Genomic DNA, 22,331 nt, shown 5'->3' with positions numbered 1-22,331 from the left:
GCACCGCCGCCATCACTGTTTTCATTACCGGCCTGCGGATTGACGTCAGCAATTGAATAGCCCTGAACGAGTGGCGTAATCTGGCCAATCTCGACAACTTCGCCATTGCTCAGTTCAATCTTGGGGGGATTTTCCGTAACCCCGAGTGTCAGGAAATCGTGCAGCAAAATGGGCTCGCCACCATCCGCGGGCACAACCAGAAGGCTTCCCGCTTCTTGCTTGAATTGCACACCCGCAAGCGAATCTATGGGTAACTTAATGGTTTCCCCGGGGTTTGCCTCAATTACAGTTTCAGCGCCACTTACGTTGCCTACACCGATACCCTTATCACCGTTCGAAGTCGCCATTATTGCCTTACTCCACTGACTTAAACTTTACCGTGGCCAAGCTGAACCAGCCAACCCGTTCAAAAAAATAGCCAATTCCGGCTATCCCGTCTGCATATTTTTCAATTCTGAAGAGAAACTACTATGCCAATACCTGTCTCCACATCCCCTGAATGGGGTATAAAGCAGAAAAAATTAATAAACTTTTAACAATTTTCGCTGGAATTGGGAGAGGTTTATGGTCAAAAAATGGCGAAGGAGCATTTTTTTGATTACCTAGAGAGACCGCCCTATCGGGACACAAGCGCGATTTTGGCGGCGATTGCCGCGGCAATCGCCAGTCCGACAGAAGCAATCGCAATCGAGCCGAGAGAGATACCGCTATCGAGCGCCAGTCCCATGAATACCGGACCGAGCGCCGATCCGAACACCATTACCACTGTCGCCACAGCGCGGATCGCCCCCAGATGGCGCGTCCCGTAAATTTCCGGCCAGAGGGAGGAAAGCACGGGGTTGGTCGCGCCTGCACCGAAGCCCAGGAAAAACATCACCAATGCGGCCAGCGCTTCATTGGTCGCATAGGCGAAGACGAGGACGCCGAGGGACATGGGCAGAAGGACAAATGGAAGCAGCCGCCGTGCCCTGAATATGTCGACCAGAAATCCTGAAATGACACCGCCAATAAGCGCCGCGATCGCAAAAACGGAGAAATAGAGGCTCCAAAGCTCGAAATTCCATCCTTTTGTCTCGATAAAATACACCTGATGGATAAAAAGGCCGGTAATCACGGCAGCCGGAACCATGGCCGTCGGCGCGAGGAGATAAAACTTCCCGTCGCGCAGCATTTCCGAGCGCGTCCACTGCCTGGCATCTTCGTCAGCCGCCCGAAGTTCTGCGGCGCCCGCCCCATCCTGACGAGTCGTATGGCGGATCAGAAAGGGCGTCGCCGGCAGCAGCGTGACAGCCGCCAAAACAGCCATCGCCGGCCAGATCAGCCGCCAGTCGACGATGCCAAGGGCGAGAACTATTAGCGGCGGGAAAAGTGCCTCACCCAGCGGAAAGCCAAGCGCCGCGATCGCGACCGCCCGGCCGCGCTCCGCCTCATACCGCCGCGCCATCGAGGTAAGGGCGATATGGGTCATCATCCCTTGCCCCAGGAAGCGAACGGCGATGATCCCGAAAAAAAGCGAAACCGGCCCCCGCACAAAGCCAAACGCCACCATGGCCGCAATCATCAGCAAACTGACTTTGAAGACGAAATTTTTAAGCGGCAGGCGGTCAACAAGCGGGCCGGCTTTCCAGAGGATCGCCGCGCATACGAGGGTGGCGAACGTATAGATCGTTCCAAATTCACCATTCGTAAGATCAAATTCCGACCGGAGCTCGCCCCCTATCACCGAAATCACATATGTCTGGCCAGGCCCTGACCAGAAAGCCAGGAGAAGGCCGAACAGCAGAAACCGCCATTCCTGACGGACAAAAGGCAAAGTACCCTGAAGACGCAACATTACGAAGACCGGCGCAAGAAAATTCAGTCGGATGACGCGGTCATTGCGTCATGTAAGCGCGGCCAAGTCAACAGAACAACGCTAACCCGCGAAGCTTTTCTCGATTCGGTCGAGGGTTTCCATGGCCGGGAGGCACTGCGCGACGGAACTGTTTGGCTCGCGTCCTTCCCTGATCGCCGAGAAAAATTCACGGTCGATCAGTTCAATTCCGTTGTTGGAAACCGCAACGCCGGAAAGATCGATCGGATTGTCATAGCCGTCTACAAGATCGTCATATCGCGCGATATAGGTTCCGTTGTCGCAGATATAACGGAAGAAGGTCCCGAGCGGCCCGTCATTATTGAACGAGAGCGAAAGCGTGCAAAGCGCACCGGAGGGCGCCCTCATGCCGATACTCATATCGAGGGCAATGCCCAGCTCCGGGTGATGCGGTCCTTCGAGACCATATACCTGGGACGCGACGGCGCCGGTCTGATACTGAAACAGATCCACCGTGTGGCAGGCATGGTGCCAGAGAAGATGATCCGTCCAGCTGCGCGGTTTGCCGAGCGCATTGGTATTGGTGCGGCGGAAAAAATAGGTCTGCACGTCAAGCTGCTGAAGCTTCAATTCACCGGCCGTGATCTTGTTGTGGATCCATTGATGGCTTGGGTTGAACCGCCGCACATGGCCGGCCATGGCGACAAGACCGGTTTCCTTCTGAACGGCGACAAGCCGCCGGGAATCCGCAAGATTATCCGCCATCGGAATTTCGACAAGAACATGCTTGCCCGCATGAAGACACTGAATCGCCTGATCGGCATGCATCTGCGTCGGTGTGGACAGGATCACGCAATCGACGTCGTCCCGCGCCAGGCTTTCCGAAAGATCAAGAGTCCAATGGCCGATCCCGCGCGCATCCGCGGCCGCCCTCGTGCTTTCGTTTTCACGGCCGACAATAGAGGTGACCTGAACACCGTCGATATTCCCAATGGCGTCGAGATGCTTCTGTCCAAAGGCCCCGGCAGCGCCGGCTACACAGACTCTCATTCTTCTAACTCCCGTTCTTCACAGATTTCATGGATCCGGGCGAGCACAGCGTCAGCCCGGCTTTGATATTTGTCCTCACCCGCCTCCAAACCGAGAACTCCTATCCGCTGCTGCCATTGCACGGTGGCCCTTGCCATGTCGCTGGGCAGGCCAAGTTCTTCTATCGTAAGTGCCACTTCCTTCATTTCCTCGGCGCGACGCTTCCCGTGTTCTGTCATCCGTTCAAAACTATATGCTGCTCGCTTCGTGAAATCGAAGCCCGGATAGGTCACATCCAGAGACGCAAGCACGTTCTCGTCCACACCGGCGACCCTTCCCGCAAGAACGCATTCCGCGAACAGCGCTTCCAGCCCCTTCATCATGATGCTTCTGATCATCTTGACGGACGACGCTCTGCCGACGTCCCCCTCCAGGACTTTCGCGTCCATCTGCAGGCAATCAAGCACCGTCATCGCCGCCGCACTGTGCGGTCCGGAAACAAGCAACGGCGTTTTATGCAGCTTCGGATATACCGGCGACATGACGGCAACATCAACATAACGTCCGCCGACGGTTTCAATGCATTGCGCCGATCGGCGCTTGGTGCCCGGAGCGCAGGAATTACAATCGAAAAACAGACAACCCGCACCGATGTGGCGCGCGGCCGCATCTGCAGAGGCAAAAGCTTGGTCCGCCGTGACCAGGGAAAAGATGACCTCCGCTCCCTCCAGGGCGTCCGCTAACGTCTCCGCGCCGATAACACCCAGCGCATCATAGTCGCCGCGCTTCGCCGCAACGACGGCCCCATCCCCGCTATCCGTCTTTATGTCATAGGCGCGGATCACCAAATTACCAATATCCCGCCACCCCTTGACGAATGCCATGGCAGCCTCGCCAAATCCGACGAAAGCGATCCGATAGGGTTCCTGCATCACTTTTGTTCGCTCCTGTACCGCGCACTTTCCCTCTACCTAGCCCCCTGCATCCACGTCTGGAAATAAAAAAAGCCCGCCACTTCATTCAATTATTGAATAGCGGAGATGCGATAGGTTTAGTTCATCACGCCGCCTGCGACGCGAAGGGCGTCAAGAAACTCCGCCTGCGCGGCCGTCGGATGCCAGTCCCGACGTGTGGTAAGTCCGATAGGACGGCGGGTGTCCCCCAGATCGAAGGGAAGCTGAACAAGTAGCCCCTGCTCCTGTTCATGGCGTGTCTGATGGGCCGACAGGATCGTAATCCGATCGCTATCCATAAGAAGGCCGCGGATGAGGATGAGCGAGCTCGCCTCGACGAGGCTTTTCGGGCGAGCATGCTGCCGTTTTGCAAAAAGTTCCTCGAACTTGGTGCGCGTCGGCGAGCCTTCCCTCGGCGTGATCCAGGGATATCCGGCAAGCTGCTCTAATGTAATCTTTTTCCGGCGCGTCAGCGGATGGTCCACCCGGACGAACAGGGCCAGTTCATCCTCGAACACTTTTTCCTCGACAACGTCATCAATAGGCGGCGGATTGCGGAGCGCCCCGATCAGGATATCGATTTCGCTGTACCGCAAACCGTGGAGCAGATCCTCATACCGACCGTCAATGACGCTGATTTCCACCCCGGGGCGCGTCTGCGTAATCCGGGTAATGGCGGTCGGCAAGATATAGGTACGCGCAAGCGGCATCGTCCCGATGACGATCCGGCCGACGTCAATACCCTTATACTCCTCGATCTCCGTATAGCCCTGCCTGAGTTCCGCGAAGGCGAGCTTGGCATACCGCGCCCAGATCTCGGCCGCTGGCGTGAGTTCGATCCCCTGACCCGATTTTCGAAACAACACCATGGCCGATAGACGTTCGAGGTCGCGGGCAGCGCGATACAGTGACGGCTGCGAAATTCCGACATGCCGGGCCGCGAGACTGAAATTGCCCGTCTTGGCAATCGCGATCAGCGCCCGAAGCTGTACCCCCGAAACAAGCTGATCGAGATTGCTAAACCCCTTGCCGCTTTTCACCTGCGCGATCCGTCGCGCTTCCTCAATACCGGTCCGGATGAATTCCTGGGCCCGCTCGGCTCTGACAAGAAACAGCTTTCCCGCGTCGGTAATAAAGACGCCATCTGTCCGCCGGGTAAATAGCTCGATATCGAACGCCTGCTCGAACTTTGCAATGGCCTGAGTGATCGCCGGTTGCGACAGGAAAACCTCTTCCGATGCGCGGCTAATGCTCTGATGCGCTGCGACAACGCAAAAGGCGCGAAGGTGCCGGAGATTTGGGGCCATGTTATTCATGAAAACACGCTCATTCCCGCGAATTGTGCTGTATTATAGGAAAAAGTTATATCACGAATGTCAATTTGAAATAGTAAATTCGAAGCCGGAGTAACATGGTACAAACGGGTAAAAAGAAAGAACACACGCGCCGTTCGCAAGCGAGGAACACAATATGTCAGACAAAAAAACTGCCCTTGTCATCAGCGCCCATGCGGCCGATTTCGTCTGGCGCTGCGCCGGAGCCATCGCGTTGCATGAAGAAAAGGGTTATGACGTTACCATCGCCTGTCTGTCCTTCGGCGAACGGGGTGAAAGCGCCAAACTCTGGAAACAGGAAGGGGGAACAACCCTCGATGCCGTGAAAAAGGCACGGCGGATTGAGGCCGAAAATGCCGCCAAGGCGCTCGACGCCCACGACATCGTGTTTTTTGATCTCGGCGATTATCCGTTGGAGGTGACGCGCGACGACAAATTCATGCTTGTGGACCTGATCCGCAAGGTACAGCCGGATTTCATGCTGAGCCATTCACAATATGATCCCTACAACACCGATCACAGCTTCGCCACGACGCTGGCAATGGAATGTCGAATGATCGCGCAGGCCTGGGGCCATAATCCGGGCGAGAAGGTCCTGGGCGCGCCGCAGCTCTATCTGTTCGAGCCACACCAGACGGAACAGATGGGGTGGAAGCCCGACGTTTTTCTCGATATCACGCCTGTGTGGGATAAGAAACGCGCCGCCATAGAATGCATGCAGGGGCAGGGGCATCTTTGGGATTATTACACTAACCTCGCTGAAAATCGCGGCAATCACTTCCGCCGGAACTCAGGCGGTCAGTCGGGCGGACGTCCCGCACGATATGCCGAAGGGTTCCAGTCGATCTATCCGCGCACAGTGGATGAACTCTGATGGGTGTCGTCGTTCAGAATATCGAACGGGCCGATCCCGCCGTCATCTCCCGTCTCGCGAAATGCGGCGTTGCCACGGTTCATGAAGCGCAGGGCCGCAAAGGACTTCTCGCCGCCTATATGCGGCCGATATATTCCGGCGCATCTATCGGCGCCTCAGCCGTCACCATTTCCGCTCCGCCCGCCGACAACTGGATGGTTCATGTCGCGATCGAACAGGTGAAAGAGGGCGATATCCTTGTCCTCGCGCCGACGTCTCCGTCAGATGCGGGATATTTCGGCGATCTTCTCGCAACATCGATGCAGGCACGCGGCGGTGTCGGCCTGATCATCGATGCCGGGGTTCGCGATGTCCGTGATCTAACGGCGATGAATTTCCCGGTCTGGTCGAAAGCAATCTGCGCAGAAGGCACCGTGAAGGAAACCCTGGGCTCGGTCAATATTCCCATTGTCTGCGCCGGCGCTCTCGTTAATCCCGGCGACGTTATGATCGCCGATGACGATGGGGTGTGTGTCGTCCGCCGGGAAGAAGCGGCCGAAATTGCAGACAAGGCAGAAGCGCGTATCGCCAATGAAGAGGAAAAACGCAAACGGCTCGCCGCCGGCGAACTCGGCGTTGATATGTACAAGATGCGCGAAAGGCTTGCGGAAAAGGGCCTGAAATATGTCTAGTGCCCCCTGCATGTGGATGCGCGGTGGAACATCCAAGGGGGGATACTTTCTGGAAAGCGATCTTCCCGCCGATATCGCCGCCCGCGACGCCTTTTTACTGGGTGTCATGGGATCACCTGATCTCCGGCAGATTGACGGTATGGGCGGCGCTGATCCCTTGACGTCCAAAGTTGCGGTTGTCCGGCCCTCGGCGCGCGAGGGCGTTGATGTCGATTATCTTTTTTTACAGGTTGTCGTCGATCAACCCATCGTCACGGACGCGCAGAATTGCGGCAATATACTTGCCGGTATCGGCCCTTTCGCTATCGAGAGAGGCCTGGTGAAGACGACAGGCGACGAGACAGATGTTGTCATTTATATGGAGAATACGGGACAGACCGCCGTCGCCCGGGTCCAGACGCCCGATGGCGCCGTCACCTATGAGGGAACGGCGACGATAGACGGTGTTCCGGGTGGCGCCGCGCCCATACCCATAACTTTTACCGAAACGGCGGGATCAACATGCGGCGCGTTGCTGCCAACCGGAAAGGCCTGCGACGTCATTGACGGGATAGAGGTCACGCTCATTGACAATGGCATGCCGTCGGTGATCATGCGCGCGGCGGATATGGGCATTACCGGCCGCGAGAGCCGGGAGGAGTTGGAGGCGAATTCTCCTCTCAAGAAGAAGTTGGAAGCCATCCGCCTGAAGGCGGGACCGATGATGGCTCTCGGCGATGTCGCCAAAAAGACCGTTCCGAAAATGTGCATGGTCAGCGCGCCCTTCGCTAGCGGCGCGATCTCCACCCGGACTTTCATTCCGCATCGGTGCCACGCATCGATCGGCGTTCTCGGGGCCGTTACGGTTGCGACGGCCGCCACCCTTGAAGGATCACCGGCGGCTGCACTTGCCGTCATTCCCGACGGGACGCGTAAGACCTTGAAGATCGAGCATCCGATCGGTGAGACGACGGTCGTGCTGGAAATGAATGATAGGGGGATGGTTGAGAGTGCGGCAATCCTGCGCACGGCTCGCAAACTTTTTGATGGCGTGGTTTTCGCAAGGTAAGGACGAAAAAATGGATCCCGATTATCTCCCTTTTCACCCCAGCCCGTCGAAACCCGCCTATCGGCCGCCGGTGGGGGCAGTCGACGCGCATTGCCATGTCTTCGGGCCTGCCGACAAATTCCCCTATGCGCCCGAACGGAAATATACGCCCTGCGACGCACCCAAGGCCAAACTGTTCGAACTTCGCGATTATCTGGGGTTCTCTCGCAACGTAATCGTTCAGGCATCCTGCCACGGCCGGAACAATGATGCGCTTATGGATGCGCTCAAATCCTCAAACGGGCTTGCGCGCGGCGTCGCGGTCGTCGGCAAGGACGTCACCGACGACACTCTTGCCGAAATGGATAAAGCAGGGGTGCGGGCAGTTCGCTTCAATTTCGTCAAGCGCCTTGTCGATGCGACACCGAAAGAGGTTTTTCTCACCATCGCTGAGCGGATCGCGGATCTAGGTTGGCATATTGTTGTCTATTTCGAAGCGCAGGATCTCGAAGACCTTATCCCCTTCCTGAAACAGCTTCCGACGATTGTGGTCGTTGATCACATGGGCCGACCGGATGTCGCAAAGGGCGTTGATCACCCTGACTTCCAGCGGTTCGTCGGCCTGCTTCGCGACCATGAAAATTTCTGGACGAAGGTGAGCTGCCCTGAACGTCTGACGATCGCCGGACCGCCCTATGACGACGTCATTCCGTTTGGCCGACATCTGGTCGACGCTTTTCCGGACCGCGTGCTCTGGGGCACGGATTGGCCGCACCCCAATATGAAATCCCATGTGCCGGATGAGGGCGTACTGGTCGATGTCATTCCGCGAATTGCGGTCACGGCCGAGGCGAGAGAGAAACTTTTGGTCGACAATCCCATGCGCCTGTATTGGCCGGACGAGACGCGAGAGAGATGAAGGAAGGAAGACCTACAATGACCATGCGCAGCCTGAAGGGTAAAAGGCCCATTCCGGGAACCATAATTTTCGATGGCAGCCAGGCGATCAGGGGCTATCAGCTCAACAAGATGTGCTATTCCTTTAACAAGGCGGAGAACCGCGACGCATTCTTGAAAGATGAAGACGGATATTGCGATAAGTACGGCCTCAATGACGATCAGCGGGCGGCCGTCAAGGAACGCGATGTCCTGAAGCTTCTGGGGTTGGGTGGCAACATCTATTACCTCGCCAAGCTTACGGGAATTTTTGGCCTCAATATGCAGGATATCGGCGCACAGCAGGCGGGCGTCAGCCTGGAAGAATTCAAGGCGAAACTGCTTGCTGCAGGGGAGACATAAAATGGCCAGACTAATCGGCGGCGTGGGAAGCTCCCATGTTCCGGCAATTGGCAATGCGATCGAACGCAATTTGCAATCGGATCCCTACTGGCAACCCTTTTTCAAGGGCTACGAGCCTGTTTGGAATTGGATGGAGGAGAAAAAACCCGACGTCGCCATCCTTGTTTATAACGATCATGGCCTGAATTTCTTCCTTGATGCCATGCCAACTTTCGCCATTGGCGCCGCCGCGGAATACCAGAATGCGGATGAAGGCTGGGGCCTCAAACCGCTCGACCCGTTTCAGGGCGACCCGGAATTCTCCTGGCACCTGATCGACAGTCTGGTCCATGATGAATTCGATATCACCATGTGTCAGGAAATGAAGGTTGATCACGGGTTCACCGTTCCCATGTCGCTGATGTGGCCAAGGCAGCAGGGGCGAGACCGGGTCAAGGTTATTCCTCTTTGCGTAAATGTCGTCCAGTACCCCTTCCCGACGGCCCGCCGCTGCCTGAAACTCGGTGAGGCGGTTGGTCGCGCCGTTGCCTCCTACGAAGCGGATCTGGATGTCGTTATCCTCGGCACCGGCGGCCTCTCTCACCAGCTTGACGGGCAACGTGCCGGCCATACGAACCGTGAGTTTGATACTGAATTCCTCGACCGGCTCAAGGACGATCCGGAATGGCTGCTAAAATATTCCAACTATGAACTTGCGGAAAAGGTCGGCCCCCAGGGCGTGGAGATGATCATGTGGCTGATCATGCGAGGTGCCCTCGGGAATGATATCAGGGAACTTTCCCGCAACTATCATATCCCGATTTCCAATACGGCGGCGGGCGTCATTCTGTTCGAGAACGAAGCCGTGTGACGCGGGCGAACAAATCGGGCTGGCATATCGCTTTCGCACATGTCAAAATCCCGCGACAGGGAATATAAAACAACGTGACGAGCAGAATTACGAATGACCAGATATATCCTCGCCATCGATCAGGGCACGACCTCGAGCCGCGCCATTCTTTTTGATCAGAATTATACGCCCGTGGCTGTCGGACAGCAGGAGTTCCGGCAGCATTTTCCGGCGTCCGGCTGGGTAGAACATAATCCGGAAGAAATCTGGGAGACAACCGTCGCCACGGCGAAGGAAGCGCTTAAAAAAGCGGGAGCGACAATCAACTATATCGCCGGGATCGGCATTACCAATCAGCGTGAAACGACCGTGATCTGGGACCGCGAAACCGGCAAGCCCATTCACAATGCAATCGTCTGGCAGGATCGTCGGACGGCGGATTTCTGCCAAAAGCTGAAGGAAGACGGGCTGGAATCCCAGTTCGCGAAAAGAACCGGACTGCTGCTTGATCCTTATTTCTCGGGAACGAAAATCGCCTGGCTTCTCAAGTATGTTGAGGGCGCACGCGAGGCGGCGGAGGCCGGAAAGCTTGCCTTCGGAACGATCGACAGTTTCCTACTCTGGCGCCTTACCGGCGGCAAGGTGCATGCGACGGATGCAACAAATGCGAGCCGGACACTGCTTTATGACATTCACCGCAATGAATGGTCGGACGAGCTTCTGGACATCCTTGATATCCCGAAATCCCTCCTGCCCGAAGTCAAGGACTGCGCCGCGGATTACGGAATGCTGGATCCGGCTATTCTCGGGGGCTCGACAAAAATCGCCGCCATTGCGGGCGACCAGCAGGCCGCAACCGTGGGTCAGGCCTGTTTCCAACCCGGCATGATGAAATCGACTTACGGTACCGGCTGCTTCGCGCTTTTGAATACGGGGGCGGTGCCCGTCACCTCCAACAACAAACTGCTCACGACAATCGCCTATCAGCTCGACGGTAAGCCGACCTACGCGCTCGAAGGTTCGATTTTCGTTGCCGGCGCCGCCGTTCAATGGCTTCGCGACGGGCTTGGTATCATAGAGCACGCCGCCCAGTCGGGTGAATTCGCGAAGATGGCCGATCCCGGCCAGCGCGTTATTATGGTGCCGGCCTTCGTCGGGATTGGCGCCCCCTATTGGGATGCGAATTGCCGCGGCGCGATTTATGGCCTCACCCGCGCCGCTGGCCCCAAAGAGTTCGCCCGTGCGGCGCTCGACAGCGTCTGTTTTCAAACCCGCGATCTGCTGACCGCCATGCGGGGGGACTTTACGGAGAGCTATGAGACGGTCTTGCGCGTCGATGGCGGAATGTCCGCGTCAGAATGGACCATGCAGCGTCTTGCCGACATTCTTGGCGCGCCTGTTGATCGTCCGGTCTCCGCGGAAACGACCGCACTCGGCGCCGCCTATCTCGCGGGATTGCAAACGGGATTTTATCCTTCGGTCGACGAGTTTTCCAAGAGTTGGCGACGGGACAGGAGATTCTCCCCCTCCCTGTCCGCGCAGGACCGGGATGCCGCCTATGCGGAATGGCAGGACGCCGTGCGCCGCACACTCACGAACTACAGATCGGATTAGAACATTGTCGTCAATTGAGTATTTTTACGCGGGATATTCCGCTTTCGCCTATCTTGGACATGAAGAATTACTGCGGATAGCACGCGCTTCAGGCCGGAAAATTGACCATAAACCGTTTGACCTGAGGAAATTATTGACGACGACCGGCGCCCAGCCATTCGCCGCCCGGTCCAACGCCCATAAGGACTATTTCTTCGGCCGGGAGATCGAGCGCTGGGCGGCTTATCGTGGCATTCCGGTCATGACGGGAACACCCAGGTACCATGCGCATGACATTACCTTGTCAAACTGCATGCTGATTGCCGGTTTAGTGCAAGTTGTCGATATCGACAAACTCGCCCATGAAATGCTGCGGGCCCATTGGGTCGACGACTTCGATCTTGATAACCCCGATGACCTAAGACGGATCGGTCACCGGGCCGGCGTTGATCCGGCCCCCCTGCTTGGTGCGGCCGGATCCGAGGAGGTACAAAGGATTTACCGGCAAAATACTGAGGAGGCCATTGATCGGTCGATCTTCGGCTCCCCCACATATTTTGTTGATGGCGACATGTTTTATGGGCAGGACCGCCTTGAACTGATTGCGCATACCCTGAAAATCTAGCTGTCGCTGTCGAGCGTTCCGGCATTCGGTGTGAAAAGTTGCTGACCGGCAATCTCATAGTCGCCAATCATCCTTTGCGCTTTTGCGCTGACAAGCCAGGTTTCGAGCTTGGCCGCGAGTTCCTTTGTCACATGTGGATGTTTCTCCGGATTGATCGGAATATAGGCATATTGGTTAAAGAGCACGGGATCGCCGGAGAAGAGCAACGCCAGCTCTCCCTTATTCCCGAAATTGAGCCAGCTTGCACGGTCGGCGAAGACATAAGCATTCATGGCACTTGCCGTGTTCAACGTTGCGCCCATGCCTGACCCTGTCGCACGGTACCAGTTGCCGGTAAAGCTTGCGGGATCAAGTCCGGCCGATTTCCAGAGCGCAAGCTCCTTGCGATGAGTGCCGCTGTCATCGCCGCGGCTCACAAAAATCGCCTCTTTTCCGGCAATCAACGTCATTGCATCTGCGGCAGTTTTGACCGTTAAAATGCCCGCGTGATCGTCTTTCGGGCCCACAAGAATGAAATCATTATACATGATCTCGCGCCGATGGGAGCCAAACCCTTTGGCGACAAAGGCTTCTTCCGCGGCGCGCGAATGAACCAGTATTGCGTCGACGTCGCCCGCCTGACCAAGTTTTAGCGCTTGACCCGTCCCAACCACAAGAAGATGGACATCAAGCCCGAGATCTTTCTTGATTTCAGGAAGCAGAATTTCAGCAAGGCCGGAATTATGAAATGACGTCGTCACGGCCATTTTCATTTCATCGGCGGACGCAGCAATTGTCGTCATGGTCAGCATAACGAACGCTGTAATCAGGGTTCGAAACTTCATATCAGCAAATCTCCTTTCATGAATTTCGCGGCTTCGTCCGTGGCCGGACCGCCGAAGAAAATATCGGCAGCCGCATGTTCGTGAATGCGGCCACGATACATAAACAGTATGTCTGTGGCGAGTCGGCGGGCCTGACCGAAATCGTGGGTTGCCATCACAATGCGGGTGCCCGACTGGACGGCGGAAGCGATCAGCCGCTCGATTTCCTGGGTTGACGCACCATCAAGATTGGCTGTCGGCTCATCAAGGAACAAGACGTCAGGCTTGGTAATCAGCGCCCGCGCCATCGCCAGTTTCTGTTTCTCGCCGCCCGAAAGAACATGGGCATCGTTATGCGCAACTTCTGCAAGCCCGATATCCTCTATCCATTTCGCTGCTTCGGCGCGCGCCTTCTCGCGCTGCACGCCCCGCACGAAAAGCGGATAGGCAATATTCTCAAGACAGGAACGGCGCAGAACGACAGGTGCCTGGAAAACGAAGGATTGTCGTGCGTAGACCGTGTCTTTCCGGGCCGACCAAGTCACCCGGCCTTCACTTGCCCTCTCCAGCCCATGCATCAGCCGGAGTAAGGTTGTTTTGCCGGCGCCATTCGGCCCGACGAGAATACTGCATCCACCTTCCCTCCCAAATGTAAGATTGAGCGGGCCGACGATCTGCCGTCCTTCTTTCCGGACGATTGCCTGATCAAGAACGACGGGAAGGATTGAATCTACCATGTTCCCTCCCGCTCTGTTCGCGACAGGATATGGATCGCCAGATTGATCAGGATCGCCATGGCTATCAGAACAATTCCGAGCCCAAGCGCCAGCGGGAAATTACCCTTGCCGACTTCCAGTGCAATGGCCGTCGTCAGTACGCGGGTCAGATGATCGATGTTGCCGCCAACGATCATGATCGCGCCTATCTCGCCGATCGCCCGCCCAAAACCCGTCAGCGTAGCCGTTAGCAGGCTGCGCCGACCATCCCAAAGAAGCGTCCGCATACGCTGCCATTTGGAGGTTCTGATGGAAATAAGAAGATCATGATAAAGATACCAGAGATCACGCATCGACTGATGAGAGAGGGACGCGATTATCGGCGTGACAATGATTATTTGTGCAATGATCATCGCTGTCGGCGTGAACAAGAGATTGAAAACGCCGAATGGGCCTGAGCGGGAGAGCAGGATATAGACGACAAGGCCAACGACGACGGGTGGCAACCCCATCAACGCGTTAAGCAATGCAATCGCCAATCGGCGATAGCGAAAGCGCGTTACGGCAAGCCATGCACCGAACGGAAGCCCGACAAGCGAAGCGATAAACACGGCCGTCACTGTCACCTGCAACGACCGCAGGGAGATTTCGACAAGATCACGGTCAAGATGGATGATCAGATCAATCGCGGCCATTAATCCTGCGAGCAGATCATTCATCGCGAACGTGGGGCGCCAATATTGAATTACCTATATGCCACATGCCCTTCCCTGATCCCGCCGCAAGTTTTTGAAGTTCTAATCCAAGATTTTCCCAATGACCATAACCATCCGACAAATTTGCGAAACTTGTTTTTCCATGAACGACTTTCTTTTCAATTTTTTTCGTATTGATTCCACAATGTCAGTATACTCGGCGCAAAACGGGAGAATTGTAAATGCATCTGACGGCCCGGCAGGCTGAGATTGTTGAATTGGCCAAGGCCCGCGGACGGGTTCAGGTTGACGAGTTGGCGACTCATTTCGACATCACGCCGCAGACGATCCGTATGGACCTCAACATTCTTTGCGCCAATCGGGTCCTTGTGCGGTTTCATGGCGGGGCCCTGTTCCCCGAAGCGAATGAGAATGTCGAATATGAAGCGAGACGCCAGATCGCCGCTGCGGAGAAAGCGGCAATCGGTCAGGAGACCGCCAGGATCATTCCCGATAACGCCTCCCTGTTTATCAATATCGGCACGACGACCGAAGCCGTCGGACATAGCCTCGTCAACCATAAGGGATTGATGGTGGTGACGAATAATATCAACGTTGCCAATAATTTGCGCCTCTATCCCTCTTTCGAAGTGGCAATCGCCGGCGGTGTCGTCCGTCATTCCGACGGCGGAATCGTAGGGGAAGCGGCAATCGATTTCTTCAATCAGTTTCGCGTCGACTATGCCGTTATCGGGGTCTCCGCTATTGATCCGGATGGCTTTCTTCTAGATTTCGATTTCCGCGAAGTGAAAGTCGCGCAGACCATAATCGCCAATGCGCGCCATGTCATTCTTGTCGCCGATTCAACAAAATTTGCCCGCCGCGCCCCGGTCAAGATCGCCAGGCTGACTGACGTCGATACCTTCGTAACAGACAGGATTACCGAACCATCCATTCGCGAGATATGCGCCGAAGGAGATGTTCGCGTTATCGAAGTTGCGCTGTGAGCCTACGGTGAGGAAATTCGGCTCTTCAGGATATTTTCGTTTTATTTTCTTTTTATTTTCATTTATAGAATAGTTGTTTTCGTTATTACCAACGTATTTTTTTCGCATTCCAGGAAAGCTGAGAATTGTGACCCCGGATTTCGATCTGTTCATCATTGGCGGCGGCATTAACGGTTGCGGCATTGCCCGTGACGCGGCTGGCCGTGGATACTCGGTCGCCCTGTGCGAGATGAACGATCTGGCTAGCGGAACGTCCTCGGGCTCGACCAAGCTAATCCACGGCGGCCTTAGATATCTGGAGCATTATGAATTCCGCCTTGTTCAGAAAGCGCTCTCTGAACGGGAAGTATTGTGGGCCAATGCGCCCCATATCATCTGGCCACTTCGCTTCGTGCTTCCGCACCATAAGGGGCTGCGTCCGGCGTGGCTGCTGAGACTGGGCCTTTTTCTTTATGATCATATCGGCGGACGCAAGGTACTGCCGTCGACCAAAACGCTGAATCTTCAGGACTCCCTCCCCGGGGTTCCGCTGAAGGACGAGTTTACGAAGGGATTCGAATATTCGGATTGCTGGGTGAACGACTCTCGTCTCGTCGTTCTCAATGCGATGGATGCCGCAGAGCGGGGGGCGGTCATTGAAACACGGACAAAATGCGCCGCGCTTGAGCAGAAAGACGGCCTTTGGCATGTGACGCTCGAGAATGTCCTGAGTGGCGAGAAAGCCGTCCGAACGGCGCGCATGATAGTGAATGCTGCCGGCCCATGGGTCGACAAAGTGATTGATATCGCGTCCCATACAGCATCGACGCATAACGTTCGTCTGGTCCAGGGCAGCCATATTATTGTTCCGAAAATCTATGATCATGACAGATGCTATATTTTCCAGAATGCCGACGACCGGATCATTTTCGCCATTCCCTATGAACAGGACTACACGCTGATCGGGACAACGGACGAGGATTATGACGGGGACCCGGAGAACGTAGCGATAACCGGCGAGGAAATAACCTATCTCTGCATGGCGGCCAGTGAGTATTTTAAAAATCCTGTCGATGTGTCCGATGTAGTTTGGAGCTATTCCGCCGTTCGCCCCTTATTCGACGACGGTGCCAGCAAAGCGCAGGAAGCAACCCGTGACTATGTATTGCGCTGGCAATCCGAAGAAACGGGCCCGCCCCTTCTGAATATATTTGGTGGTAAGATTACCACATACCGCCGACTTGCCGAGGCTGCGCTTGAAAAAGTCGAAGAAAAGCTTGGCCGAAAAAATGCGCCCTGGACCATAAAGGCGCCGCTGCCGGGCGGCAATTTCCCGATTGAGGGATTCGCGGATCTCCTGAACAAGGTGCGCGAAAAATACCCCTTTCTCGACAGCCGGCAATCCATGCGCTTGACAAAAGCCTATGGCACCCGCCTCTTCGATTTGCTGGGCGAAGCGTCCCGCAAGGACGACCTCGGCAAGGAATTCGGTAACGGCCTGACGGAGGCTGAGGTTCGCTATCTTATGATGTATGAATGGGCGCAAACGGCCGAAGACATAGTTTGGCGGCGAACCAAGCTCGGAATTGGCCTTACCGAACAGCAGATTGCCGAATTGCAGGCATGGATGAGGGAAGAGAACACGCGGCTCAATCAGACCGCGTCAGCTTAACTCCCAAAAGAACGATTACGGCGCCAAAAATCTGTACCGGCGTAATCACCTCATCCAGCAGAATAACGGAGCTTAATATGGCGACCACCGGAATGCAAAAACTGTAAACCATCCCCTTTGTCACCCCGATGCGTGCAATTCCGGCGCAGTACCAGACAAAGGCAAGGGCAGCACCGAAAATGGTTGTCGATGCCCAGCCCATCCATCCCAGAACGGGAATGCTCCCCCAGTCCTGGGCCACGAGACCGAAATAGCCCACGATAATAAGGATTATGGAGCCAAACAGCATCGCCCAGGCAGTTACCAGAAGGGGGCCGCGTTTTGCGACAAGGGGCCCCGAAACAAATGTATAAACGGCCCACATGAATGAGGCGCCAATGATCAGCAAATCGCCAAGAAACGTTCCGGCACCAAGGGTAATTTCTGTGAGACTATTATTAATCACCACCACGACACCGAGAAAGGCGAGCAAAATGCCGAGCCACGCCTTGACGCCGGGCCGGTTGCCGGTCGCTGCGGAAATAAGGGCGCCAAAGATGGGCGATGTCGTTATCAATACCGATGCCTTGGAGGCCGAGGTCAGGCTCAGGCCATAGGCCCATCCCCCCTGAAACATGGTGACACTTAGAAGGCCTATGATCACGAGCATTCCGGCTTCCTGCCTCGTGATCGCAATGGGGGCCCGCCGGAACCAGAGAAGAACAAACAGCAAAAAAGGCGCGACGACATAGCGCGTTGCCGAAAATACAAACGGATCCATATACTCCAGAACGTATTTCGCAAAAGGAAAATTGATCCCCCAGGCAAAAACCGCGCCGATAAGATACAAATCGCCGCTTCCAATCTTTCCGTTTTTCGTCTGCGCAGAATTATTTTGCATGCGGGCTTCTTTGTCCTGTTGGTTTCGCGCGATTTCTATATTGACGGTCTCTGCAAGCTATGAATAGGGTAAACATCTGAAGTGGCGACAGTAAATTTTGCATTTGAGCCTATATTGCAAACACGATTGCCTGCCATACGTGTATTGTTTGTAATTTAATTCTGGGACGCCGCTGTTAAGCTTCCTATACTGAAAAATCAAATTTGGTTGCTAATCAAATTTTCAGAATTTTCTCTTATATTTTGATTTATGCGTATTTGATGCTTTTTCGCATGTCGGACAACGAAATTTAAACCAAGGTGGCAACGATCGTGAAACTGTCAAACTCTAAGACAAAGATGCCGTTCGTCGAGAGCAAACGGCCGGACATGGATTACATTGCGAAGCTTCTTGAGCTTTGCATTGAAACCAATTTATGGGCGAACCGTGGTCCGCTATACCATATGCTTGCGGAAAAGTATGAAGCGCATATGAATGTTCCGGCAGAGCAGGCCATCACGCCCTGCGCAAATGGCGGAATTGGTCTGGAAGCGATCGCCAGATTCCTTGAAATTAAATTCGGCAGACCCATCCGCTGGGTCGCGAGTTCGTTCAGCTTCAGCAATCTTGGACGGGGCTATTTCTGTGACATGCAATTCATCGATTGCACCAAGCAGGGAATATTGAGCCTGGAAGCCTTGGGTGAGCTCCCTTCGGACAGTTTTGACGGATTCGTTGTCACCAACCCATTTGGGGCCTGGTCCGATTTCGGCCCCTTCATCGAATATGCGAAAAAGTCCGGTAAATTCATGCTCATCGATAATGCTGCCGGCCTTAACGAACATCTGCCGGATTGGCCGTACCAGAGCTTCAGCCTGCATCATACGAAGCCCTATGGCGCCGGAGAGGGCGGTCTTATTCTGTCGCCAAAAGATGAAGCGGAACCGATTTACAATCTCCTGAACTACGTTCCCCTGACCGATGTCGAAAAGCGCCATTGGATCAACAACGGAAAGGTTTCGGATATTGCCTGCGCGTTTCAGATTGACCGCCTTGACCACAGCCATATCTGGAAACCCTTGTATCTTGAGCAAACGGCGAGGGTGGTCGATATTGCCGCCAAAGTCGGATTGACTCCGCTTTATCCACTTGATGATAACATCCCGGCGACGAGCCTCCCCTTTTGTGGATCGGACAAGGTTCTGGAAGAGAATATCGACGCAGCTCAACATTTGATGCTGTCGAAATATTATCAGCCACTTGCACAAACTCCGAATTGCCTGGAGATCTTCGATCGACTGGTCAATATCCCCTGCCATCCGGACGTCGCGTTGGTGAATGACGAAAAGCTGCTGGAGGATTTATCGCGGCTTACGGCGAAAACGGCCGTCAGGACCGGGACATAAAGAAGACAGGTCACTTTGCGCCCTGGGCGTAAGATGGCTTCTGCCGAGATACATTTGCGCCGCCAATGCCGATGGCGGCGCGTTTGCTCTTGTTTTCCCGCCGCCTCCGAATAGTCAAAATTTCAAAAAGAAACGCGCATAACCCGCGCCCTGTGATTGGCCTGACGGCGGTCCTTTTCTCTAATAATTCGAGAATCATCCCGATATAAAATTGTTGCAGTTGCCCCTCCCGCAACCTATCCTTTCGGAAAATCACTTCCCAAAAAAGGAAGAATAAAAAAGGGAGAAATCAGCATGTATCCAGGGAAATTTGCGCAGGAAAATCCCGACCGGCCAGCCTTTATCATGGCCTTCACCGGCGAGACAGTTACCTACGCGGAATACGAGGCAAGAACGAATAAACTCGCTCATTGGCTCCACCGAAAGGGACTGAAACATCGGGATCACTACGCGATTTTTATGGAAAATAATGCCTGGTATTTCGAATGCTGCGGCTCTGGAGAAAGATCCGGTCTGTATTATACCTGCATCAATTCCTACCTGACGGCAGAAGAACTTGCCTTTATCGTCAATAACAGCGAATCAAGAATTCTCATTACGTCGCAGGCAAAACGTGACGTTGCCCGTGAGGCCCTGAAAACTTGCCCCAATGTCATTACGGGAATTGTTGTCGATGGGCCAACAGACGATCAATTCATAAACCTGCAGGAAGCGACCGCGGATTGCCCCGCAACGCCACTTGACCATGAACGGCTGGGCCTTTCGATGCTTTATTCCTCCGGTACGACGGGCCAGCCGAAAGGCATCCTGCGGCCGATGCCGGATAATCATCCCCTTGAACAGATACCGCTTTATACCTTCCTGCAAAAGCTTTGGCACTACCGCGAAAATATGGTGTATCTCTCACCCGCACCGCTTTATCATTCCGCGCCGCAGGCGGCCGTCAACTTCGCGATCCGGTTCGGCGGCACTGTCATTATAATGGAACGCTTCGATCCCGAGCGATATCTGGAATTGATCGGTAAGTACAAGGTAACGCACAGCCAGCTTGTCCCGACAATGTTCTCGCGAATGCTGAAGCTGCCCGAAGCGGTGCGCAACAAAGCCGATCTTTCTTCCCTGGAAATCGCCATCCATGCCGCGGCCCCCTGCCCGGTCCAGGTCAAGCAGGACATGATCAAATGGTGGGGTCCGATTATCCACGAATATTACGGCGCAACCGAAGGCCTTGGCTTTACCGCCTGCAACAGTGAAGAATGGCTCGCCCATCCCGGCTCCGTCGGAAAGGTCCTTCTCGGCGATCTTCATATTCTGGATGAAGAGATGAACCCCTGCCCGACCGGCACCCCGGGCACGGTCTGGTTCAAAACCGCCACTGAATTTGAATATTTCAACGATCCGGAGAGAACAAAGGAAGCTCTCTCCCCCGATGGCACCATGAGCACGGTCGGCGATATGGGCTATATCGACGAGGACGGTTTTCTATACCTGACCGACCGGGCCACCTTCATGATCGTGTCCGGCGGGGTCAATATCTATCCGCAGGAATGTGAAAATCTGCTCATCACCCATCCGAAAGTTGCCGATGCCGCTGTATTCGGCGTCCCGAATGAAGATTTCGGCGAGGAAGTAAAGGCCGTCATTCAGCCAATGCCCGGTATCGCCCCGGGAGAAGAACTTGCGTCCGAGCTCGATCAATTCTGCCATGAGCATCTCTCCCCGCAAAAATGCCCCCGCTCCTTTGATTTTGAGGAACAGCTGCCACGCCTGCCGACAGGCAAGCTTTACAAGCGGCTGTTGCGAGATCGATATTGGGGAGACAAGAAAAGCAAGATTGTCTGAACGAACCGGTCTTATATATTTCGCGATAAAGGGGATTTCGTCCTTTCAGAGCTTGCCCGTCGATCAATCTGCATTATTATTACAGTCCATGACCAAGGATTCACAAGTCAGGGCGGCCAAGTTTGCGATCGGACAAATCGTCAAGCATAGGATTTATCCCTTTCGCGGCGTAATTTACGACGTCGATCCCACATTCAACAACAGCGAGGAATGGTGGCAATCGATCCCGGAAGAAGTCCGCCCGAAGAAGGATCAGCCCTTTTACCATCTGTTTGCGGAGAATGCGCAAACGACCTATGAAGCCTATGTGTCGGAGCAAAATCTGCTAATTGACGATAGTGGCAAGCCGATATCCCATCCGGCAGTCAAGGACTACTTCTCGGAACTCCGGGATGGGCGCTATCTGTTCAGCAACCGTCTGCAATCGTGAAATCAGAATAAGCAGCCATCTCATTTTATCGTAGACGAAACATCCCCATCAAAACCTCGTAGAGACTGCTATTTCCAGTTAAGAGCGCCCGCGCATGGGCCATCCGACATCAATTTCACTCTCACGAGCCGTGGTCTTACGACTCCCGAATATGTCATAGTATGAAATTTATATTGATTCATATGAAATTTAATATAACCTGATATTAGGAGAAAAATATGGACCAGGTAGCAACCAAAACCGCTGAAATCGGCAAGCGGCTTCGCGCGGCGCGCGTCACGACGGGAAAAACACTCGCCGATATTGCCAAGCGATCGGACCTTTCTGAAAGCTTTCTTTCAAAACTGGAAAGAGGGCTGTCATCGGCATCGATTGCCAATCTTATCCAACTGACCGATATTTTGGGGTTAAGCCTTCATGACTTATTCGATGGAGACGCGGGGGCGCAAAAAACAAAGGTGTCGGTACATCGCGCCAAAGAGAGTTTACCGCAAGAAATAGATACAAGCGGATATCGATGGCATCACCTGGGTGGCGGCAAACCGCAAGATCAAATGGAAGTATTTTACCTTATTTTCCCGATGCAAAACAAAATGGAGGCTTTCGTATCTCATGCGGGCCAGGAATGTTGTTATGTGCTGTCTGGAGAAATCCAGTTCATTGTTGGAGAGGAGCAGCATCATCTGTCCTCTGGCGACGCAATCTTCATAGACTCAGAGCAGCCGCATCGCGCCGAAAACGCCGGCAATAAGGAAGCACATGTCCTGATGACGGTTACGAAATCCTCCGAGGTGCAGAAATCACCGGATTGGTGGCAGTTAATGGCGTCCAAAAGTCCCAGATCAAAAAATTCCACTTGATAACAAAGAGAGGTA

General features: G+C 54.6%; 22 protein-coding genes. 14 read left to right on the top strand and 8 right to left on the bottom strand.

The window, feature by feature from the left end; genetic code table 11:
* Positions 1-616: 616 nt before the first annotated feature.
* The 4 genes from GQF03_RS06240 to GQF03_RS06225 form a co-directional block, all read right to left on the bottom strand.
* Positions 617-1,834 carry an MFS transporter gene (locus GQF03_RS06240; RefSeq protein ID WP_161338349.1) on the bottom strand — a complete coding sequence of 406 codons (1,218 nt, stop codon included), beginning with the start codon at positions 1,832-1,834 and terminating at the stop codon, positions 617-619.
* Between the two features lie 81 nt (positions 1,835-1,915).
* Positions 1,916-2,863, bottom strand: a complete 948-nt coding sequence (locus tag GQF03_RS06235) for a Gfo/Idh/MocA family oxidoreductase (RefSeq protein ID WP_161338348.1) — start codon at positions 2,861-2,863, stop codon at positions 1,916-1,918.
* A complete protein-coding gene (locus GQF03_RS06230) occupies positions 2,860-3,774 on the bottom strand; it encodes an NAD(P)-dependent oxidoreductase (protein WP_161338347.1) in 915 nt (304 codons plus the stop codon). Before GQF03_RS06230 ends, GQF03_RS06235 begins: the two co-directional genes overlap by 4 nt.
* 119 nt (positions 3,775-3,893) lie before the next feature.
* The gene (locus GQF03_RS06225) at positions 3,894-5,111 is read right to left on the bottom strand and encodes a LysR family transcriptional regulator (protein WP_161338346.1); all 1,218 of its coding nucleotides are present in this window, start codon (positions 5,109-5,111) and stop codon (positions 3,894-3,896) included.
* 154 nt (positions 5,112-5,265) lie between these two features.
* Here GQF03_RS06225 and GQF03_RS06220 point away from each other — a divergent pair, with 154 nt between their 5' ends.
* From GQF03_RS06220 to GQF03_RS06185, 8 genes are all read left to right on the top strand, one after another.
* Positions 5,266-6,003 (top strand): PIG-L deacetylase family protein, encoded by a 738-nt coding sequence (locus GQF03_RS06220; RefSeq protein ID WP_161338345.1) that lies wholly within the window; start codon positions 5,266-5,268, stop codon positions 6,001-6,003.
* Complete coding sequence (locus GQF03_RS06215) at positions 6,003-6,674, top strand: 4-carboxy-4-hydroxy-2-oxoadipate aldolase/oxaloacetate decarboxylase (protein WP_161338344.1); 672 nt, start codon at positions 6,003-6,005, stop codon at positions 6,672-6,674. The genes GQF03_RS06220 and GQF03_RS06215 overlap by 1 nt, the downstream gene beginning before the upstream one ends.
* Positions 6,667-7,722, top strand: a complete 1,056-nt coding sequence (locus tag GQF03_RS06210) for a 4-oxalomesaconate tautomerase (protein WP_161338343.1) — start codon at positions 6,667-6,669, stop codon at positions 7,720-7,722. The genes GQF03_RS06215 and GQF03_RS06210 overlap by 8 nt, the downstream gene beginning before the upstream one ends.
* Before the next feature lie 10 nt (positions 7,723-7,732).
* Entirely contained in the window at positions 7,733-8,620 is an 888-nt protein-coding gene (locus GQF03_RS06205) for an amidohydrolase family protein (RefSeq protein WP_161338342.1), read from the top strand.
* Positions 8,621-8,643: 23 nt separating this feature from the next.
* Positions 8,644-9,000: a protocatechuate 4,5-dioxygenase subunit alpha gene (locus GQF03_RS06200; RefSeq protein WP_161338508.1), complete on the top strand. Its 357-nt coding sequence runs from the start codon at positions 8,644-8,646 to the stop codon at positions 8,998-9,000.
* Position 9,001: 1 nt separating this feature from the next.
* Positions 9,002-9,850 (top strand): class III extradiol dioxygenase family protein, encoded by an 849-nt coding sequence (locus tag GQF03_RS06195; RefSeq protein WP_161338341.1) that lies wholly within the window; start codon positions 9,002-9,004, stop codon positions 9,848-9,850.
* Positions 9,851-9,943: 93 nt separating this feature from the next.
* Entirely contained in the window at positions 9,944-11,443 is a 1,500-nt protein-coding gene (gene glpK / locus GQF03_RS06190; RefSeq protein ID WP_161338340.1) for a glycerol kinase GlpK, read from the top strand.
* Positions 11,379-12,047, top strand: coding sequence for a 2-hydroxychromene-2-carboxylate isomerase (locus GQF03_RS06185; RefSeq protein WP_338401307.1), 669 nt, complete (start codon positions 11,379-11,381; stop codon positions 12,045-12,047). Before glpK ends, GQF03_RS06185 begins: the two co-directional genes overlap by 65 nt.
* Here GQF03_RS06185 and GQF03_RS06180 read toward each other — a convergent pair.
* From GQF03_RS06180 to GQF03_RS06170, 3 genes are read right to left on the bottom strand one after another with little or no spacing between them, the layout of a single operon-like run.
* Positions 12,044-12,871 (bottom strand): ABC transporter substrate-binding protein, encoded by an 828-nt coding sequence (locus GQF03_RS06180; protein WP_206376351.1) that lies wholly within the window; start codon positions 12,869-12,871, stop codon positions 12,044-12,046. The two genes, GQF03_RS06185 and GQF03_RS06180, sit on opposite strands and share 4 nt — an antisense overlap.
* Complete coding sequence (locus GQF03_RS06175; protein ID WP_161338338.1) at positions 12,868-13,587, bottom strand: ATP-binding cassette domain-containing protein; 720 nt, start codon at positions 13,585-13,587, stop codon at positions 12,868-12,870. Before GQF03_RS06175 ends, GQF03_RS06180 begins: the two co-directional genes overlap by 4 nt.
* Positions 13,581-14,285, bottom strand: coding sequence for an ABC transporter permease (locus GQF03_RS06170; protein ID WP_161338337.1), 705 nt, complete (start codon positions 14,283-14,285; stop codon positions 13,581-13,583). Before GQF03_RS06170 ends, GQF03_RS06175 begins: the two co-directional genes overlap by 7 nt.
* A gap of 218 nt (positions 14,286-14,503) precedes the next feature.
* On the opposite strand from GQF03_RS06170, the gene GQF03_RS06165 reads away from it, so the two are divergent.
* A complete protein-coding gene (locus tag GQF03_RS06165) occupies positions 14,504-15,268 on the top strand; it encodes a DeoR/GlpR family DNA-binding transcription regulator (RefSeq protein ID WP_161338336.1) in 765 nt (254 codons plus the stop codon).
* 127 nt (positions 15,269-15,395) lie between these two features.
* Positions 15,396-16,919, top strand: a complete 1,524-nt coding sequence (glpD, locus tag GQF03_RS06160) for a glycerol-3-phosphate dehydrogenase (RefSeq protein ID WP_161338335.1) — start codon at positions 15,396-15,398, stop codon at positions 16,917-16,919.
* Here glpD and GQF03_RS06155 read toward each other — a convergent pair.
* Positions 16,897-17,799 carry a DMT family transporter gene (locus tag GQF03_RS06155; RefSeq protein WP_161338334.1) on the bottom strand — a complete coding sequence of 301 codons (903 nt, stop codon included), beginning with the start codon at positions 17,797-17,799 and terminating at the stop codon, positions 16,897-16,899. The genes glpD and GQF03_RS06155 overlap by 23 nt on opposite strands.
* Positions 17,800-18,110: 311 nt before the next feature.
* On the opposite strand from GQF03_RS06155, the gene GQF03_RS06150 reads away from it, so the two are divergent.
* From GQF03_RS06150 to GQF03_RS06135, 4 genes are all read left to right on the top strand, one after another.
* Complete coding sequence (locus GQF03_RS06150) at positions 18,111-19,184, top strand: DegT/DnrJ/EryC1/StrS family aminotransferase (RefSeq protein WP_161338333.1); 1,074 nt, start codon at positions 18,111-18,113, stop codon at positions 19,182-19,184.
* Between the two features lie 294 nt (positions 19,185-19,478).
* On the top strand, positions 19,479-21,026 hold the full coding sequence (locus tag GQF03_RS06145) for an AMP-binding protein (protein ID WP_161338332.1): 1,548 nt from the start codon (positions 19,479-19,481) through the stop codon (positions 21,024-21,026).
* Between the two features lie 88 nt (positions 21,027-21,114).
* Complete coding sequence (hspQ, locus tag GQF03_RS06140; protein WP_161338331.1) at positions 21,115-21,456, top strand: heat shock protein HspQ; 342 nt, start codon at positions 21,115-21,117, stop codon at positions 21,454-21,456.
* A gap of 218 nt (positions 21,457-21,674) precedes the next feature.
* Positions 21,675-22,316, top strand: a complete 642-nt coding sequence (locus tag GQF03_RS06135) for a helix-turn-helix domain-containing protein (RefSeq protein WP_161338330.1) — start codon at positions 21,675-21,677, stop codon at positions 22,314-22,316.
* Positions 22,317-22,331: the final 15 nt, after the last annotated feature.

The sequence above is a fragment of the Sneathiella chungangensis genome, assembly GCF_009882935.1.
Classification (GTDB): Bacteria; Pseudomonadota; Alphaproteobacteria; order Sneathiellales; family Sneathiellaceae; genus Sneathiella; species Sneathiella chungangensis.
This window is presented reverse-complemented; position numbering and strand designations above follow the sequence as displayed.

Coding starts and splice junctions, on each gene's coding strand:
- GQF03_RS06240 (WP_161338349.1), bottom strand. CDS start 1,834: ATGTTGCGTCTTCAGGGTACTTTGCCTTTTGTCCGTCAGGAATGGCGG.
- GQF03_RS06235 (WP_161338348.1), bottom strand. CDS start 2,863: ATGAGAGTCTGTGTAGCCGGCGCTGCCGGGGCCTTTGGACAGAAGCAT.
- GQF03_RS06230 (WP_161338347.1), bottom strand. CDS start 3,774: ATGCAGGAACCCTATCGGATCGCTTTCGTCGGATTTGGCGAGGCTGCC.
- GQF03_RS06225 (WP_161338346.1), bottom strand. CDS start 5,111: ATGAATAACATGGCCCCAAATCTCCGGCACCTTCGCGCCTTTTGCGTT.
- GQF03_RS06220 (WP_161338345.1), top strand. CDS start 5,266: ATGTCAGACAAAAAAACTGCCCTTGTCATCAGCGCCCATGCGGCCGAT.
- GQF03_RS06215 (WP_161338344.1), top strand. CDS start 6,003: ATGGGTGTCGTCGTTCAGAATATCGAACGGGCCGATCCCGCCGTCATC.
- GQF03_RS06210 (WP_161338343.1), top strand. CDS start 6,667: ATGTCTAGTGCCCCCTGCATGTGGATGCGCGGTGGAACATCCAAGGGG.
- GQF03_RS06205 (WP_161338342.1), top strand. CDS start 7,733: ATGGATCCCGATTATCTCCCTTTTCACCCCAGCCCGTCGAAACCCGCC.
- GQF03_RS06200 (WP_161338508.1), top strand. CDS start 8,644: ATGCGCAGCCTGAAGGGTAAAAGGCCCATTCCGGGAACCATAATTTTC.
- GQF03_RS06195 (WP_161338341.1), top strand. CDS start 9,002: ATGGCCAGACTAATCGGCGGCGTGGGAAGCTCCCATGTTCCGGCAATT.
- glpK (WP_161338340.1), top strand. CDS start 9,944: ATGACCAGATATATCCTCGCCATCGATCAGGGCACGACCTCGAGCCGC.
- GQF03_RS06185 (WP_338401307.1), top strand. CDS start 11,379: ATGCCGCCTATGCGGAATGGCAGGACGCCGTGCGCCGCACACTCACGA.
- GQF03_RS06180 (WP_206376351.1), bottom strand. CDS start 12,871: ATGAAGTTTCGAACCCTGATTACAGCGTTCGTTATGCTGACCATGACG.
- GQF03_RS06175 (WP_161338338.1), bottom strand. CDS start 13,587: ATGGTAGATTCAATCCTTCCCGTCGTTCTTGATCAGGCAATCGTCCGG.
- GQF03_RS06170 (WP_161338337.1), bottom strand. CDS start 14,285: ATGAATGATCTGCTCGCAGGATTAATGGCCGCGATTGATCTGATCATC.
- GQF03_RS06165 (WP_161338336.1), top strand. CDS start 14,504: ATGCATCTGACGGCCCGGCAGGCTGAGATTGTTGAATTGGCCAAGGCC.
- GQF03_RS06155 (WP_161338334.1), bottom strand. CDS start 17,799: ATGCAAAATAATTCTGCGCAGACGAAAAACGGAAAGATTGGAAGCGGC.
- GQF03_RS06145 (WP_161338332.1), top strand. CDS start 19,479: ATGTATCCAGGGAAATTTGCGCAGGAAAATCCCGACCGGCCAGCCTTT.
- hspQ (WP_161338331.1), top strand. CDS start 21,115: ATGACCAAGGATTCACAAGTCAGGGCGGCCAAGTTTGCGATCGGACAA.
- GQF03_RS06135 (WP_161338330.1), top strand. CDS start 21,675: ATGGACCAGGTAGCAACCAAAACCGCTGAAATCGGCAAGCGGCTTCGC.